We start from the raw sequence: 16743 nt of genomic DNA, 5'->3' as shown, positions 1-16743 counted from the left end.
ATATGATTATTCACAACACAGAACGGACCTGTCTTTTTATTGATGGATCAAGTCTTTATTCGGCGTCTCGGGGCCTGAACTTCGATGTTGACTACCGCAAGATGCTCGATTTTTTTTCGAAGCGCTGCCATCTCCTGCGGGCTTATTATTACGCTGCCATTCTCGATACCGAAGAATATTCTCCGATCAAGCCGCTGACGGACTGGCTGTCCTATAACGGATACTTTCTTGTTACAAAAACCGCCCGGGAATACACCGATCAGAACGGTCGCCGGCGTGTGAAAGGCAATATGGACATCGAGATCGCGGTGGACATGATGGAGGCCGCGCCGCGCATCGATCATGCCATCCTGTTCACCGGCGATTCCGATTTCCGGCGGGTTGTCGAAGCCGTACAGAGGCAGGGCGTCCGCGTCTCTGTCGTCTCGTCGATGCGCTCCTCTCCCCCTCTGATCGGTGATGACCTCCGCCGGCAGGCCGATCAGTTCGTGGAACTGGCGGATATTGCCGAAGAATTCACCCGCCGTCAGGCCGAGCCCCGTCCCCGTCCAGCCGCACCGGTCCGTCACCCGGCGGATCAGTTCAGCGAACCTGATGAAACTTTTACCTGATTATGCTGACCGGCGGCTGCTCTAACGAATCTCATTTGCGTCACGTTCCGGAGCCCATGAAGAAGAACGTCATCTGCCTGTTCCGGAAACCGGGCCAGTGAGTACTGGCTACGCGCCTATCATCGAGGCGGCCCACGCCCGTGAACCTGCAGCGGACTGTGCACTCTGTCCGCGTCTCGTCGCTCATCGGGAAGCTGACTGCACGCCGGACTCCGCCGGACGAGATGGTCCTGTCCCGTCTGTCGGGTCGCGCAATGCGCCATTGCTGATCGTCAGTCTCGCACCGGGCCGGCAGGCTGCCCGGGACGCCTTCCGGCCATTCGCCGACGAACATGCAGCGTCACTGCTCTATGAAGCCCTGCATACAGCCGGTCTCGCCGAAACCCCGGCTCCTCCGGCGGTACATGATTTTCCGGAACAGACTCTCTACCGCATTGTCTGCACCACGCGATGCAGGTCGCCTGAGAATCTGCCCCAGCCATCAGAAATTGTCGCCTGCAATCAGTTTCTGAAATCCGAACTTCAGACAATGCCGAATCTGCGCGTTGTTCTGGCTCTCGGGGTACTGGCGCATAACGCCACCGTTGCTGCCTGCGGCATTCCTTTCTCTCGGACCGGATTTCATCCCGGTGAGATTACCAGCCTGCCCGACGGACTGCGCATTGCTGACAGCCACCATCTGTCACGGCACAACATCGAAAGCGGCATCGTCACCAGGAAAACATTTCGGCATCTGGTCAGCAAAATCAGCGAAGAAATCCGATAAAGCGGACAGCTGACGAACTTTTCTCAGGCCTGTCTGTGCTTTCCACCGAACCGCGCCGCAAGCAGCCCAAGTGTCAGAGCCGCGTAAAGCACCGGTTCCGTCCGGATGCCGTCGAAAAACAGTAAATAATGAACCGCGACAAGACATGCCGCGATATAAATACCTCTGTGCAGCACACGCCATTTTCGTCCGAGCACCCGCATGGAGGCTCGCGATGATGTCGCCGCGAGGGCCATGAGAATAAGAAATGCCATAATTCCGAAAGGAAGAAAATATTTCGTCAGAACGGCATGAAGGACGACGTTCATCGCGAGCTTTTTGTCGATCACGATAAAAACGAACACATGGAAAAACGCGTAGGTAAAAGCCAGAAGTCCGAGGACGCGACGCCATCTTACCAGATTGATCCGGCCGTAACGACGCAGGGGGGTGATGGCGAGTGTCATCAGCAGGAAGCGAAAAGCCCATAGCCCGAGATCCGCTTCCACCTGTTTAACCGGATTATCACCCGGCGTGCCGTTCGGCAGCATCCATAACTCTGATGCCAGCGGCACCAGCAGAAAGCAGTAGAGCAAAAACTCACGTGCCAGCGGTGAGGCTGCCCGGACGGGACGCGGACGCAGCGGCGGCGGGCGTTCCGGCATATTCATGCTTCTTTCCGCGATGTGAGACACCTGTTTTTCAGATTCTGCGTTATGCAGATAGTCATCACACACTCCCCTGACGTTCCGCATGACGGAAAGGCAGTGTCCCTCTGTCGCAAAGCCGCCTCACCGGTTTCTCAGAACAAAATCTCATTTCCATGCGTTAGACTACAATACAGCAGGTGACCGTGTATTCCATTTCAGGGATTACGTTCCGACAGCTTTCATGAGTCCGTCCCCTGGACATGCGGAAGGGGCGGGCCGTAACGGAGAACAGATATGTCCCAGCTTCTACCGGAAAACGCCCCGAATATCGGTTTTATCGGCTATGGCGCCATGGCCAGCCGGATGGGTGCTCACCTGCAGAAAGCCGGTTTTACGGTGACGGCCTACACGCCGTCCGGGAAAAGCTCGAATCCCTCCGTCAGAATGTTTCCCTCTCCGCGTGAGCTTGCGGGACATGCCGATACAGTCATTGTCTGTGTTCCGGATGACGAAGCTCTCGCAGCCTCCATGTATGGGGAAAACGGGACTCTGGCAGGCCTGAAATCCGGCGCGATGCTCATCAACACTTCATCCGTTTCGCCTGAAGCGACTGCGCAGCTGGCTGAAGCAGGACATAAGGCCGGCATCACTGTGCTGGACGCTCCTGTGTCAGGAAGCACTCCGGAGGCCGATTCCGGCAATCTGGTTGTTCTCGTCGGTGGTTCCGCGCCGGACGTTGCAAAAGCGCAGCCGATTTTCGATGCAATAGGCAAGGTGACCGTTCATGCCGGGCCGTCGGGCAGCGGGACCAGGCTGAAGCTGGTGATCAATGGCATTATGGGAGCTGGTCTGAGCGCCCTGGCAGAAGCGGTTGGTTACGGTCTCGCTGCGGGTCTCGACCGTACCATGCTGTTCGACGCGCTCGATCAGGTCGCCGTTATTTCCCCGCACCACAAACGCAAGCTGAAAGCTGCGAAAGAGGGCAATTTTGCGCCGCAATTTCCGGGGCGTCTGATGCAGAAAGACATGCGTCTTCTGCTGGATGCAGCTGCCCGTGAGGCCGTGCCGGTGCCGACGCTGGCTGCGACGACACAGATGCTTTCTCTCGGACGTCGCAGGCATCCGGATGAGGATTATTCGGCCCTGATCGGGGTCATGGAGAAAATCGTCGCGAACGACGCGTAACCACAAAATTTCCGTGTGAGAGTTGGGGTGATGGAGCTGTCAGCCATTATGACGGAACTGCTTTTCGACTGCTGACGGGGCTTTGCCCCGCACCCCACAAAGTGACGCAGTCCCTTTGATCCCGGTTTGTTAAGAGACTGCTTCAAAGCCTCAACGGGACAAAAACTTTCATAACGAACGGATGATGTTATGTTTTTGAGTCCTGATCATCTGTTTGCCTCAGCCATGCTCAAAGAGCACTTCACGATGAATTTTTACAAAAAATAATAAAAGTTTTTGGGTGCCGCCTTTTTTCAAAAAGGCGGCTTCTTTGAAGCTTTTTGAAAAAAGCTTCACCAAAAATTTCTTTATGATTTACGGGAGGTTTCACGATCAGGTCCGACGCCCCATATCTGATTTTGTAATCCTATTTTAAATTCAGGCGGCTTCCGTTTCCTGCATTCGGAAGCGTGCGGTCGTTTCGTCGCACAGATAGCGCGTCACCATCGGGTATGGATTACGAGCCAGATCGTCTACCGCGCCGATGATCTTTGCGGCTTTTTCGTCACTCAGCAGCACGCTCAGACTGAGCCGTACCCAGCCCGGTTTGAGAATTTCCTCTCCCGCCAGAATCGCATCCCGCAACAGGGCCGAGTCCTCCTCGCTAATTCCGAGCAGACGATGCGCGTAGGGGCCTGCGCATGCACAGCCACCCCGCGCCTGAATCCCGTAACAGTCGGACAACATCCGCGTGAAAAGCTGCTGATGAATCCAGCCTCCTTTCACAGGGTCCTGGACCCGGAACGAAAATACCGGCAAAGCGCGCCTGGCGTCGGGATTTCCGAGAATGCTGATATTTGGATTTTCCGACCAGCGTTCCAGGGCCTGCAACCGCAATGCCTCATGACGACGGTCCATCAGTTCCTGTCCGATTGCGTCCTTTATCAGAAAGACCAGCGCCGAACGGATATCTCCGGTCACATTCGGGGTTCCGGCCTCCTCCCGCGACACCAGATCGCCACTGTATTCATGATCCCAGGGCGACACGAACCGCACTGTCCCGCCGCCCGGAAAGACCGGGCGGGACAGGCTGACCGCGTCTTTCCGTACGATCAGCACGCCGGAAGCTCCCGGACCGCCGATAAATTTATGTGGCGAGATCACCACGGCATCTTTCTGGAAGGGCGTTCCGGCCCGCATGTCGATCGGCAGGTAGGGTCCGCCTCCGGCATAATCCCACACAACGGCGGCCTCGTATCGTCGCAGCAAAGCGCTGACGGGATCAGGCTCCGTCACAATTCCGGTGACATTTGATGCCGCCGAGAAAGCGCCGGTTTTCATCCGGTCAGGGCCGGCGTCCAGCAATGCCTGTTCCAGAGCCGCCAGATCCGGACCACCCTCGGGCGCCTCCGGTATCTCCACGACTTCCGCTCCACTTTCGCGCCATGGCAGAATATTCGAATGATGCTCATAAGGCCCGATAAACACGACCGGTCGTGCGCAAAGGCCGGCCGCAGCGCGCCGTGCTGTCTCATCGACGCCGAGAAGACCGACGAGCCGGTTCAGTCCTGCCGTCGCGCCTGATCCGGCGAAAATCGTCGCATACGCGTCGGTCGCGCCACAGAGTTGCGAGATAATCCGCCGCCCGGCCTCCCGTGTCCGCCCTGAATACCGCCCGCAGAAGGAGGCCTCGGTATGGGTGTTGGCATAGTACGGCAGCACATGCGCCTGCACGAAATCCTCGACCTGCCGCACAGCCCGCCCGGAGGCCACGTAATCCGCGTAGATGAGGGCCTTCGGTCCGAAAGGTCCCGGCACCGGCGCTCCTTCACCAATGACCCCGGCTGCGAGCCGCATCATCCGGTCGTCGCCCTGCAGAGATGCCGCGAATTCCGCGAAAGATGCCTGATCTGAACCCATATCCTGCTGTCCCTGATGCTGACGAGGAGACGATCATCCTCCTGTGAACAGCGAAAAACTTCCTCTGTTTTTTCCTTCGTTTGTCAGTTTTTGTGTCATATGATCGCTTCTTATGAAGGTTATCGATCATATTGATCGCGCAATACTCCGGACCCTGCAGCGCGATGCTTCTCTCTCGCAGCGCGCTCTGGCGGAAGCCGTGGGCCTGTCGCAGAACGCCTGCTGGAAACGCCTCAGCGCGCTGAAGAAAAATGGCCTTCTCGGCCAGCACACGCTTCGTCTTGATCCGGCGGCTCTCGGGCTTGGTTTTACTGCCTTCGTCATGGTCCGTACCCGTCATCACGATCACGACTGGCTCACCCGCTTCCGCAAGCTCGTCCTTGCGATTCCGAATATCACCGACTTCCACCGCATTGCCGGAGAGTATGATTATCTTCTGAAAGTGATTGCTCATGACATGAAAGATTTTGATTCTGTGTATCGTCGTCTGATTGAAAAAATCGATCTCGATACGGTGACGTCCCACATCGTCATGGAAGCTATTGCCGATAATCGCGAACTGCCGCTCTGAGCGGACCGATTGTCCGCCGTATCCCGTGCCGGCGGGACCGCTGCGGGTATCGCGGGCACGTTCCCGCAGATAATCACAGGGCGGCGGAACCGGCATTACAGGATCACTTCAAAATCTTCCGGCTGCCGCCTATGGTCCGTAAGGAAGCGGGCAGAAGGCGCGCCGGAGCGGCAACTGCATAACAGACGGACAGCACCATGTATTCTGAGGCGCGCGAGGTCAGCAGAGACACATTGCCGGTCATTCCGGTCGGCGGTCTCTGCTCGTCGAATCCGTCGGAACGACAGGCTGTCGGGGATGCGTTACGCGCTGCCTGCTCGGAAACGGGCTTTTTCTACTGCGTCGATCATGGGGTACCCCAGGGCCTGATCGAGGCCGTTCTTGCTGAAAGCCGCGCCTTCTTTTCGCTTCCCGCCGACGCGAAAGCCGCGCTGGACAAGGCCCGCTCACCCTGCAATCGCGGCTATGAACCGCTGCGCAATCAGACCCTGGAAGCCGGAGCGCCGCCCGACCTCAAGGAGGGATTTTATATCGGAGCGGAACAACGGGAAGAAGACGCCGTGCATTTCAATCAGGGTCCCAACCAGTGGCCCCGGGACATGACCGGTTTTCGCCCTGCCATGATGGCGTATTTCTCCGCGCTCACGATCGTCGCCGAACGGCTGATGCGCGGTATCGCCCTGTCTCTCGGTCTGGAAGAGTCGTTCTTCGATCTTTTCTGTCGTGATCCTCAGGCTACGCTGCGTCTTCTGCATTATCCGCCTCAGCCTCCGGATCCGCAGCCGGGTGAAAAAGGCTGCGGGGCACATACCGATTTCGGTGGCCTCACATTGCTGCTACAGGACGAAAACGGTGGCCTGCAGGTACGTGGCCCGGATGACGCCTGGATTCATGCAACGCCTGTTCCTGGCAGTTTCGTTGTCAATCTCGGCGACATGATCGCCCGCTGGACCAATGACCGTTACCGGTCGACTCTGCACCGTGTCGTGAACATCTCCGGAAAAGATCGCTATTCCGTGCCGTTTTTCCATAGCGGGAATCCGGACTATGTCATTTCCTGCCTTCCCGGCTGTCTTGCTCCCGGTGAGAGCCCCCGCTATCCCGTTGTTACTGTACAGGAACATCTGCGCGAAATGTACCAGCGGACCTACGGCCGATGAGTTCACCTGATCCCCTCCTCCTGATTCACGATGCGTGGCAGGGCGCATGGGTCTGGGACGCTTTTCTGGACGCTCTGTCACGACGCGACGGAGGCAGGCGGGAAGCGATCGCCGTCGATCTTCCCGGCAATGGTGCTGACGGCACACCGCCGGGGTCCGCCTCCCTGACGGCCTATCTTGACCACCTCGACAGGGTTATCGCCGATCTCGGCCGTCCGTTCAGCATTGTTGCTCATTCCGGTGGCGGCGTGGTTGCTTCGGCGCTGGCCGAACGGCACCCTGATCTTGTGAGACGCCTCGTTTATGTGGCGGGCATGATGCTTCCATCGGAGACGGGATTCACCGAAATCGTGGGACACCTTCTTCCCGCCGATCCTGCGGCCGCCGGAATCACCCCGTGGCTGGACTGGCCGGCGAAGGGCGAGATTTCCGTGGTGCCACCCGAGGTTGCGGTCGCTTTTTTCCTGCAGGATTATCCGGCCGCCCTCGCCGTTCCGGCTTCGCGCCGGTTTACACCTCAGGGCGAGCAGGGCCGCGCCCTTACCGCACGGCTGACTCCGGAGAGATTCGGTCGTATCCCGCGTCTCTATGTCCAGGCGACGCAGGACCGGTCCGTGACATTGCCGCTTCAGAAGCTCATGTGCGAGTTGCTTCCAGGTGCTGTCATCCGGTCCGTCGACACGGGCCATGCCCCGCATATCGTCGCTCCGGAAGTTCTGCTCGACGCGATTCTGCCTTTCCTCGACGCGGGCTGATGGCGGAGCACCGCCGGCGCACCGGCCACGGCGTGGCGCGTCGGAACCTGCTGCGTCTTGCGGCTGCTGGCCTGCTGCCTTCGGCACTGTCCGTGCCGGAGGCCGGAGCCGCTGAGACCGGCTCCTCTTCTTCCACGACAGACGGGGCACTGGCGAAACTGGCCGCTCCCTGGACAACGCCGCCACTGTTGCCGGCCATCCGGGAAGAGGATGCTCTTCTGGCCATTGCCCATGTCAGTCCGGTCAGCGACGGCGGATGGAGTACGGTCCACAACGAAGCTATCCAGGCTGTGCGTACGGCGTTTCCCCGTCTCCGCGTGGTCTGGGTAGAAAATGTTCCTTTCTCCGCCGACGCGACACGCATTTTCCGCCAGTTCGTGGCTGAGGGCGCGAATATGATTCTTGCCGGCGCGGATTACGGGGATTTCCTGATGGATGTCGCCCGCCATGCGCCCGAGGTCGCCTTCGTGCAATGCGACAGCACCCTGCTGGCCCGCAATGTCAGCTGGTATTATCTCGCGCACTGGTATGTCTCTTATGTGATCGGCGTCGCGGCTGGGCTGCTGACCCGGAGCGGTCAGATCGGGTTTATTGCGTCCTTTCCTCTGCCGGCCGTCTATGCCAGCGCCAACGCGCTGCTGCTCGGCGCCCGATCCGTCAGGCCAGACGCCACTGTGCGTGTCGTTTCCATCAATGCCTGGTTCGACCCGCAGGGCGCGCTCGGTGCCGCCACGGCTCTGGCGGATACGGGCTGTGACGTGCTCGCGGGAATCATGGACGAGCCAGGTTATCTCCGGCTTGCTCAGGCCCGCGGTATCTGGGCCATCATGTCAAACAACGACGAGCGTACTGCCGGTCCGGACGCCTATCTGACTTCCGTCGTCTTCGATTTTCGTCAGTATTATGTCAGTCAGGTGCGGGCGCGGCTCGCAGGACGCTGGACCCCGCTGCCGGCGTTCCTTCCGCCCGGCGCCGGAGTCGATCGTGATGCGTGGGGCGCCCGCGTGCCTGACAATGTCCGTCGCCAGGCCGATGCCGTCCGCTCCCGCATTCTGACGGGATGGTCACCCTTCATCGGCCCGATCCGGGACGCGCATGGTCAGGTACGCGTCGCTTCCGGCCAGCGCATGGACGACCTTACTTTGTATCACTGGAACTGGCCTGTCGAAGGTGTGCTCGGGCTGGACTGACGACACCGGCGCAGTGATCGTCTTATGCCCGTCCGTTCATCAGTCCGGCCGCCGCAACGGCCAGCCGGTCACCGATTCCACGCACCGCCCCCGCCATCATGGGACCGCGCCGCAGATCGCGCGCGGCCAGGACGCCGGGTAACATCGCCAGCCGCGCGCTTCGCGATCGTACGGCTCCCGGAACCGGCAGGAGCGACTGTCCTTCCTGCCTCAGCCGTGCGGTCACACGCTCCGGGCGGTCCCCTTCAGACAGAGCGGACGGTTCCGCATCCGGGTCCAGACCGACAGCGGTCAGCATCTCCTGCGGCAGTGGCATCCGCCCGCTCCGGAGCACTTCCGGCAGATGACGCAGGAGACCGCCGGCGGCAAATGCCGCTCCGGCCTGCGCCACGGCGTCCAGGGCCGGCCCATCGTCCTCGCCGAGCATCTGTGCCACCATTCGCTGCATCATGCCCGGGCCGTCCAGCATCATCTGCCGCCACGCTGCCCAGTCCGGCACGCGGCACAGTTCCGTCTCCCGTGCATCGACCACCGACAGCAGCGATTCCGCCGCGACTCGTCCATCCCGGAGCAGGGCCGCCACCGCCGTCGCAACATCGTGACGCGCCTGCGTCGCGCGGTCCGGAGCGGTGATGATATCCCGCCACCACTGCAGCCGGATCAGACCGGCCATCGGCCCTGTCACCGGGGCCGAGACGGGCAGCACGGTGGCGCGCGATAACTCGTAATTGAAGGCGATCAGCACGAAGGCGGCGGCCCGCACCTCCGGTGGCAGAAACATCGCGCATAAATGACGATCCGGATCACGCTGTCGCGCGATCTCCGCGCAGGTGGCCCGCGCGACCGCGGATGCATCCCCTTCCGTGCTCACGGCGTTGACCTCTTTATGAAGCACTTGTCCTCCTCGTCACCGTCTCTTCCCTTGACGGTCCACGAGGCGGCACATAGCTCTTGCGGGCGGCGTTTATCCGCCCTCTTATCGTGACCGCCAACAAAGGAGCACGTCATGGCTTTCGAACTGCCAGCCCTCCCCTTCTCCTACAACGCACTTGCGAACAAGAACATGTGCCAGGAGACCCTTGAGCTTCATCACGACAAGCACCATCAGGCCTACGTGACGGCTCTTAATGGTTTCGTCGAGGCGAAGCCTGAACTGCAGGGCAAGTCGCTCGACGAGATCATTCTCGCGGTCAAAGGCGATGCCGCGCAGGCCCCTGTCTTCAACAATGCGGGCCAGCACTGGAACCACATCCTGTTCTGGAACAATCTGTCGCCGACCGGTGGCACGATCCCGACCTCGCTTGAGACGAAGATCAAAGAAGATTTCGGCAGCGTCGAGAAATTCAAGGAAGAGTTCAAAAAAGCCGCGACCACGCAGTTTGGTTCAGGCTGGGCGTGGCTCGTTCTTGCGCCGACGGGGAAGCTCGCCGTCACTAAGACCGCCAACGGCTCCAACCCGCTGGCCGAAGGTCAGGGCAAGGCGCTGCTGGGTCTCGATGTGTGGGAGCACTCCTACTACCTCGATTTCCGCAATCGTCGCCCGGACTACATCACCAACTATCTCGACAAGCTCGCCAACTACGAGTTCGCCGAAGCGCAGCTGAAAGCCGCCTGATTCAGGCTTTCCGGCGAAAAGGCCCGGTTCCTCATCAGGGGACCGGGCCTTTTTGCGTTTGTATCCTTTGCAGACGCATTCGGAGACGGTTTTTCGGGACTCTGTCCCGGGCCCCACAAGGGGACGCGGTCCCTGTGGTCCCGGTTTGTTGCCGTGAAGCCGGGAGGCTGAACTGTCCGTGCAGTTCAGGGCCGATTCATCATGTATTTCAGGTGTTACGGGTTTCAGGCATCGCGACCAGAAACAGCGTGAACGCCAGAAGGCCGCTTCCGGCGAGCATCAGGAATGCCGCGTTGAATCCGTAATGCGTCGCCACCAGTCCGCTGCCGAAATTCGAGAGCAGCGCTCCGATTGTTCCGACCGCCAGGCCGGTGCCGATCAGCAGGTTACGCCGGCCACCGGCTGACGCCAGATCGGATAATACCGCGTAAAACAGGACCAGAATAACGCCGGAAGACAGCCCGTCGAGAACCTCAGCCACGCACATCGCCGGCCAGCGGGCACTCCACATGATCAGAAGGTCACGGACCGGCTGTAATGCCAGTGCGAGAAGGAGCGGCAGACGGCGCGGCCAGTGTTTTGCCGCTCTCCCCACGATCCAGGCCACAGGGACCATGGTCGCCTGCGCCACGATGATGCAGAGCGCCGTCATCGACGACGGACTTCCGAAATGAAATACCGCGTGCCGCTCGATCATCAGCGGGACTGTCGCGCCATTCGCAATATTGAACAGGAGATAACAGGACAGGAAAACCAGCAGTCGGGGGTCTGTGAGCGGATGCCTGACCGGCACGCTCTCCGTAGTGCCGTGTCCGGATGCTCCGGACATCACTTCCGGCGCGTCCGCGCCCCGCGTCATCAGTCCGACGAGCAGCAGACTGATCCCGGCCAGTCCGCTGATGGCCCATAGCGGTGCGGTCGGTCCCACCGCACTGCCTGCGGCGCTCATCACACAGGCGACGATCGCATTTCCTGAATGATTGAAGGCTTCGTTGCGCCCCATCCGCGCCATGTAGCCGTCATCGCCAGCCGTCTTCCGGCTGATGGCGGCCAGCAGCGGTGAGAACAGCGCCCCGGCGCCTCCGGCGAGAAAATGTACGCAGACAATCTGCCAGAAGCCGGGAAACGCGGCTGCTGTCGCGATCGACACTGCCGTGACGGCGCAACAGGCCGCCAGCAATGCCCGTCGGGAGGATAACCGGTCCAGAGCCCAGCCGCCTGCGAGCCGGGCTGTTACCGCTCCGACGCCTCCGGACGCAATCGTCATGCCGATATCGGAAGCCGTCCATCCATATGCTGCGAGCAGAGCTGTCAGGAATGCGCCGAGATTATCCTGCACGTCAGCAAGCAGAAAACTGAGACCATCCAGTGCGACCGTGTCGCGAAACTCCGGTCCTGCGGTATCCGGGGCCGGTCTGCCGTCGGTTTTGCTTCCGGCCGGGCGGGTTTTTAGAGTCGTCACTGTCATGATCGCAGTGTCAGGCGATTATCCCCCTTCTCCGGATATTCGCAGGATCTTTCAGCTTCGGCGTGAGCCTCTCTGGTGCCTGTCTCAGATTTCATGATCTCGCTTTCGTGCGCTCCGATGCGGAGCAATGCCGCCTTTCCGGATTCCTGGATGCAGAGGACGACCGGAAAAGCGTACGGTCAGACCCGGAACAGGAAGCAACAGAGAATGCTCCGATATGCTCACGGCACATCCGGAATGGAGCGCGTGGGTTTCCCGTCTTCAGGTCACATCACGCGATGTTCCGCGTCATAAAACTGAACGTCCTGGCTCTGCGTCGGTTCATCCGTCCCCTCTTCAGGCCAGAACCAGAATACAGACACGCCATGCCTCTGCTCCGGAAACGCCTGTCAGGAACGGGACACAGTGAGAGAGTTTTTCTGTCGCCGTGCAAAGGAGCATGGTTTTCCGGAACCGTTGAATTGTGAAAAACGGAGCAAAGGAAAATGTTCTCTCTGTTCATAGAAGCTGTAACTGTTAAAACGCCGGGCGGCCGGTTTATTTCATTGTCAGAGATATCTTCCGGGACAGAATGGATCGGCTATCGTCTGCTCTCTGAAGGAAGTTTCTTTTTTCTCTTTCATCATCTCTGCCAGAGATGATGACCATGACGAGTCAGAAAACAGATGTCCGGAACAGGAATTAAGAAAAAATATTTTTCAGGAAACAGACTTTTCATTCTTAGAAAATTAAAAATATTCATTCGAATTTGTTTTGAAATCCTTCCTCTGAAGTCTCCTTTAAATTATCAGGAAGTTTTTGGTGAAGCTTTTTTCAAAAAGCTTCAGAAGACGCCGCTTTTTTGGAAAAGGCGGCACCAGGAACATTTTTATTGTTTTTTATCAATGATTTATCGCTAAGCTCTTTTTGATCCTGACTGACGGACAGGTGACCGGGACTCAAAAAATCATAACATCATCAGTTTGCTATGAGCTTTTTGTCTCTTTGAGGCTTTTGAAACAGCTTCTTACAGAGGCGGATATTCCAAATATTTTTCCTACCCCGTCCGGCTTTCCACGCAACCGGAATAGTCAGTCCCGTGCTGCCCAGCCTGCGATCAGGTTGACCACGGCCTGCGACGACATCTGCCGGGCCGAGCCCAGATCTTTCGACCCGTCAGTATTCAGCGCTTTACCTTCCGGTGTCACGATCAGCACTGTCGGGACCGACGTCACCGTCACGCCGTATTTCTGAGCAATATCCATGTTGGTTTTGAAGCGCATGACATTCACATTCACGACCTCGAAATTCTGCTTCAGCCAGGCATCCATGACCGGCAAGGCGAAGATTCCGGCGAGAATCCTGCAGTCCGGGCACCAGTTGCCACCGAAGTCGAGCAGAACAGACTTGTGTTCGGTCTTCGCCTTCTCAAACGCCGCGGCGACAGCCACCGGAGCCGCTTCGGGCGGTCCATAGGGGGCTGCAACGGGTGTGACCGTGGCGTCTCCGACCTGCGGCGTCTCCGTAATGGCGCGGGCGGAGGCTTCATGCGGACCGGACATCGACAGAACACCCAGAAGAGGCAAGGCAAACAATGCAGCAGCGCGACGGCGCATGACAGTCTCCTTCATATCGCAGTTTCGAATGTGTGTCGTGGAACCGGGCAGCACAACTCCCGGATACGAAAATCCGGGAAGTGGCAGGTTTCAGGATGGCGACCAGAAAAACGTCACTTCATGCTTGTTATGAAACAGGTGTGCCAGCCTTCCGCCCGGGATGGCCGCGAAGGCGTCCATGATGTCAAAATCCGTCGCGCCCTGAAATTTCACGCTCATCACGATCCGGCCGGCGCGCTCCGCTTCGATCCATCGCTTTGCCAGTGTCAGCAGCCGCGCCGGATAGGCGATCACGTCGGAAAACAGCCAGTCCACCCGTGCTTCGTGACGTGGCTCCAGCCCGAACGCGCTCTCCTGCCGGAATGTTACACCCGGCATCGCCGCGACCGACGGCGCCAGCGGAGCCCGGTCTGCCGCTGTCACCCGGGCGCCGAGTTTTGCAATGGCCCAGGTCCATCCGCCCGGTGTCGCTCCCAGATCAAGGCATGTTTCTCCGGGGACCGGCCAGTGTCCGAGCCGGGTGCATGCTTCCCAGAGTTTCAGATAGGCGCGGGATGGTGGTCCTTCCCGGTCCTCGACAAATCGAGGCTCTCCGGCCGGAAACGGACTGGTCTTCGTCTGCGAAAACAGCAGCCGGTCGGGGGCCGGCAGAGTCCAGGCGCCCAGCGGGCTTGATGGTGCGGCCTGCGGGAAGACCAGTGGCGCGGCCTTCACCGGTGGCAGGCGCTCCTCAATCAGCGCTGCCCGACGGAAATGGCCTGTCGGCACGAGAGACCAGTTCCGCTGCCGGCTCTTCAGCAGCTTCGCCGCCTCGCCGATCGACGCGATGCTGTGCATTTCGGGCGCCGTCCAGATATCCAGTGCCCGGACGCTCGCCACCGGAGGCCCGCTGCACAGCGCCAGACGCCCCAGCCATTCGTCCGGCGGTGATCCGAGCCGGTCCAGTTCAGCCTGCAACACAGCCTCGAACCCTGGCGGGGCCACATATACACTGCCGATCACCGTTTCACTCATGGCACAGAAACGAAAATCCGAGCAGACACCAGGATGCGATCAGGATCGATCCTCCGGTCGGAGCGACTGATCCCAGGTGATGCCCCAAAAACGCCGTGATGTACAGCGCGCCGCAAAACAGCAGTATCCCTGCTATGAAGCCGCATCCGGCCAGGGCAGCAAGCCGCGATGGCCGGGACAGCCCCAGACCGAGCGCCAGAAGCGCCAGCGCATGCCACATCTGCATCTGTACCGCGCTCTGCAGGATCCTCCGCCCTTCGGGCAGTCCGAACCGGTCGTCCGGCAGATGCGCCGCGACTGCTCCCATTGCCACTGCGACGGCGCCGGCGAATGCCCCGGCACTTCGCCACCACCGCGTTATTCCGCCCGTCATCACGTCCAGCTCCGGATCCGATTATCAGTCACCGCCTCCTTCACAGGCTCATCGATACATCGCGCAATCCGCCGCCTGTGCCGGTGATGCGGACGTCCCGATGAGCCCCGCGATTGTGCAGGCAATAATCGTCGTGTTAACCGCATCACAGGGAACCGGCAAACAAGCGCTCCGCTTCCGCCAGACAGCGTTCCGTCAGAACATTCCAGAACCGGAGTGAGATTCATGAATGTTACCAGCAAGATCACCACGCTCGCGGCGCTTTCCGTGCTTGCCGCCTGTTCCAGCATCACCGGCCCGGGAGCGCCGCCGGCTCCTCCCCCGCCATCCGCTCTGAACGCCACGGACAGCAGCTTCGTTCAGAAGGCGTCCGAAATGAATCTCATGGAGATCGCTCTCGGCAGTGCGGCGGCGACAAATGCGTCCGCCAGCGGAGTCAAATCCTTCGCGGCAACACTCGTTACCGACCATACGGCCCAGCAGAACCGCCTGTCCGCTATCGCAACGGGCCACGGGGTGACCCTCGCGACCGATCCGTCCGCGGATGATAAAAAGACAGTCACCACGATTTCGGCCCTGAAAGGCAGCGCTTTCGATCAGGCGTTTCTCAGCCAGGTCGTCACCGATCATAAAGCGGCTCTGCCTGTCATGACCGCGGAACACACCGCATCGACGGATATCGATCTGAAGTCTTATGCGGAAGACAACAGCGCGAACATACAGAAGCATCTCAGCGCTGCCGAAGCCCTCACCGGTTCCGGTCATAGCGGCAAAAGTCATCGCCACACGCGCAGACGCTGAAAGGTATGGTCATCAGGGCACAGGCCCTGATGACCTTTCCGGGCTGGTCAGTCCGGTTCGGTCAGGCTGGCGAAAACCGTCAGGGCAGCGTTTTATTAACACTCCCAAAAGCCACACCAATATACATGCCGCGAATTCCGGTGGTGTGGTCATCTTTAAAGTGATGATCTTCCGCCTGTGCAGGTAATCACCGCCATGTTACCGCTTCAGCGGGAACCGGTACATAGGCGCAGGGCTTCTGCCGATCGTTCCCTTCGGAACAGTCCGGAACCGGAGTAAGGTCATGAAAACAGTCAATAAGATTGCCACACTCGCGGCGCTGGCCACACTGGCCGCCTGTGCCACCCCGACGCCTCCCGCACCGCCACCGCCACCGCCACCGGCGGCATTTGCGGCCTCTGACGCCACATTCGTGCAGAAAGCATCCGAAATTAATCTCGTCGAGATCGCTCTCGGCAAGACCGCCGCGACAAATGCGAAAAGCGCGGATGTGAAGTCCTATGCGAGCACGCTGGTTACCGATCACACGACGGCTCAGAGCCGCCTGTCCGACATTGCGACCAGTCATGGCGTAACGCTGCCGACCGAGCCGGATGCCGATGATCAGAAGGCCATCACCACGATGGCAGCGCTGAAGGGCGGCCGGTTCGACCATGCCTATATCAGCAAGATGATCGAGGGCCATAAGGCTGCCCTGGGTGTCATGACCGATGAATCGTCCGCGACGACTGATTCTGATCTCAAATCCTATGCGGATGATACAGCCACATCCGTACAGAAGCACCTCAGCGCCGCCGAGGCTCTGCAGAAGCCCGGGCATCATGGCCATATGCATGGACATCACCACTGACATCATCCGAGTCAGGCCGGCTTATCCTGTGAGGACGTCTGATCGCAAAGTATCAGTGAATAAAACTACATTTCGATGTTCTTAATATAGTCTGATGCCTTCCCCGACCGGTCGGATCTCCTTTCTGACCGGCCGGGTATTTCTGGCACAGGACGCGCCCGTCAGGGACAAAGACGATCAGATACTTCGCGGACAGAAGCGTCGCCGGGACCTGGCCCTCTGATCCGGTGGTTATCAGCAAATAAAACAAACATCAGAATA

At 59.4% G+C, this 16743-nt stretch carries 17 protein-coding genes; 10 read left to right on the top strand and 7 right to left on the bottom strand.

The window, feature by feature from the left end; genetic code table 11:
- The first annotated feature begins 2 nt into the window (after positions 1-2).
- Both GOB93_RS01980 and GOB93_RS01975 read left to right on the top strand, forming a co-directional pair.
- Complete coding sequence (locus tag GOB93_RS01980) at positions 3-611, top strand: LabA-like NYN domain-containing protein (protein WP_173581843.1); 609 nt, start codon at positions 3-5, stop codon at positions 609-611.
- A gap of 97 nt (positions 612-708) precedes the next feature.
- On the top strand, positions 709-1377 hold the full coding sequence (locus GOB93_RS01975; protein ID WP_173581842.1) for a uracil-DNA glycosylase family protein: 669 nt from the start codon (positions 709-711) through the stop codon (positions 1375-1377).
- A gap of 23 nt (positions 1378-1400) precedes the next feature.
- On the opposite strand, the gene GOB93_RS01970 is transcribed toward GOB93_RS01975, so the two are convergent.
- Positions 1401-2027 (bottom strand): protein-methionine-sulfoxide reductase heme-binding subunit MsrQ, encoded by a 627-nt coding sequence (locus GOB93_RS01970; RefSeq protein WP_173581841.1) that lies wholly within the window; start codon positions 2025-2027, stop codon positions 1401-1403.
- 273 nt (positions 2028-2300) lie between these two features.
- On the opposite strand from GOB93_RS01970, the gene GOB93_RS01965 reads away from it, so the two are divergent.
- Entirely contained in the window at positions 2301-3191 is an 891-nt protein-coding gene (locus GOB93_RS01965) for an NAD(P)-dependent oxidoreductase (RefSeq protein ID WP_173581840.1), read from the top strand.
- Positions 3192-3608: 417 nt separating this feature from the next.
- On the opposite strand, the gene GOB93_RS01960 is transcribed toward GOB93_RS01965, so the two are convergent.
- Entirely contained in the window at positions 3609-5090 is a 1482-nt protein-coding gene (locus tag GOB93_RS01960) for an aminotransferase class V-fold PLP-dependent enzyme (protein WP_173581839.1), read from the bottom strand.
- Between the two features lie 112 nt (positions 5091-5202).
- Here GOB93_RS01960 and GOB93_RS01955 point away from each other — a divergent pair, with 112 nt between their 5' ends.
- The 4 genes from GOB93_RS01955 (at position 5203) to GOB93_RS01940 (ending at position 8766) form a co-directional block, all read left to right on the top strand.
- Positions 5203-5661 carry an Lrp/AsnC family transcriptional regulator gene (locus GOB93_RS01955; protein WP_173581838.1) on the top strand — a complete coding sequence of 153 codons (459 nt, stop codon included), beginning with the start codon at positions 5203-5205 and terminating at the stop codon, positions 5659-5661.
- 197 nt (positions 5662-5858) lie between these two features.
- Positions 5859-6821, top strand: coding sequence for an isopenicillin N synthase family dioxygenase (locus GOB93_RS01950; RefSeq protein WP_173581837.1), 963 nt, complete (start codon positions 5859-5861; stop codon positions 6819-6821).
- Complete coding sequence (locus GOB93_RS01945; protein ID WP_173581836.1) at positions 6818-7576, top strand: alpha/beta fold hydrolase; 759 nt, start codon at positions 6818-6820, stop codon at positions 7574-7576. The genes GOB93_RS01950 and GOB93_RS01945 overlap by 4 nt, the downstream gene beginning before the upstream one ends.
- On the top strand, positions 7576-8766 hold the full coding sequence (locus GOB93_RS01940) for a BMP family ABC transporter substrate-binding protein (protein WP_173581835.1): 1191 nt from the start codon (positions 7576-7578) through the stop codon (positions 8764-8766). The genes GOB93_RS01945 and GOB93_RS01940 overlap by 1 nt, the downstream gene beginning before the upstream one ends.
- A gap of 22 nt (positions 8767-8788) precedes the next feature.
- On the opposite strand, the gene GOB93_RS01935 is transcribed toward GOB93_RS01940, so the two are convergent.
- Entirely contained in the window at positions 8789-9661 is an 873-nt protein-coding gene (locus GOB93_RS01935) for a squalene/phytoene synthase family protein (protein WP_338422273.1), read from the bottom strand.
- A 111-nt stretch (positions 9662-9772) separates the two neighbouring features.
- On the opposite strand from GOB93_RS01935, the gene GOB93_RS01930 reads away from it, so the two are divergent.
- Positions 9773-10381: a superoxide dismutase gene (locus GOB93_RS01930; RefSeq protein WP_173581834.1), complete on the top strand. Its 609-nt coding sequence runs from the start codon at positions 9773-9775 to the stop codon at positions 10379-10381.
- Positions 10382-10589: 208 nt separating this feature from the next.
- Here the strand turns inward: GOB93_RS01930 and GOB93_RS01925 are convergent, their stop codons facing one another.
- From GOB93_RS01925 to GOB93_RS01910, 4 genes are all read right to left on the bottom strand, one after another.
- On the bottom strand, positions 10590-11849 hold the full coding sequence (locus GOB93_RS01925) for an MFS transporter (RefSeq protein ID WP_173581833.1): 1260 nt from the start codon (positions 11847-11849) through the stop codon (positions 10590-10592).
- 1070 nt (positions 11850-12919) lie between these two features.
- Entirely contained in the window at positions 12920-13444 is a 525-nt protein-coding gene (locus tag GOB93_RS01920) for a thioredoxin family protein (protein WP_173581832.1), read from the bottom strand.
- A 90-nt stretch (positions 13445-13534) separates the two neighbouring features.
- Positions 13535-14458, bottom strand: a complete 924-nt coding sequence (locus tag GOB93_RS01915) for an SAM-dependent methyltransferase (RefSeq protein ID WP_173581831.1) — start codon at positions 14456-14458, stop codon at positions 13535-13537.
- Positions 14451-14831, bottom strand: a complete 381-nt coding sequence (locus tag GOB93_RS01910; protein ID WP_173581830.1) for a DUF423 domain-containing protein — start codon at positions 14829-14831, stop codon at positions 14451-14453. The genes GOB93_RS01915 and GOB93_RS01910 overlap by 8 nt, the downstream gene beginning before the upstream one ends.
- A gap of 225 nt (positions 14832-15056) precedes the next feature.
- Here GOB93_RS01910 and GOB93_RS01905 point away from each other — a divergent pair, with 225 nt between their 5' ends.
- Together GOB93_RS01905 and GOB93_RS01900 are read left to right on the top strand one after the other, a co-directional pair.
- Positions 15057-15632 (top strand): DUF4142 domain-containing protein, encoded by a 576-nt coding sequence (locus tag GOB93_RS01905; protein WP_173581829.1) that lies wholly within the window; start codon positions 15057-15059, stop codon positions 15630-15632.
- Positions 15633-15915: 283 nt separating this feature from the next.
- Positions 15916-16482: a DUF4142 domain-containing protein gene (locus GOB93_RS01900; protein WP_173581828.1), complete on the top strand. Its 567-nt coding sequence runs from the start codon at positions 15916-15918 to the stop codon at positions 16480-16482.
- The last annotated feature ends 261 nt before the right edge of the window (positions 16483-16743 follow it).

The sequence above is a fragment of the Acetobacter musti genome (genome assembly GCF_011516835.1).
Taxonomy (GTDB): Bacteria; Pseudomonadota; Alphaproteobacteria; order Acetobacterales; family Acetobacteraceae; genus Acetobacter; species Acetobacter musti.
Note: the sequence above shows the minus strand (reverse complement) of the source record. Positions and strands in the feature narration are given on the sequence as shown.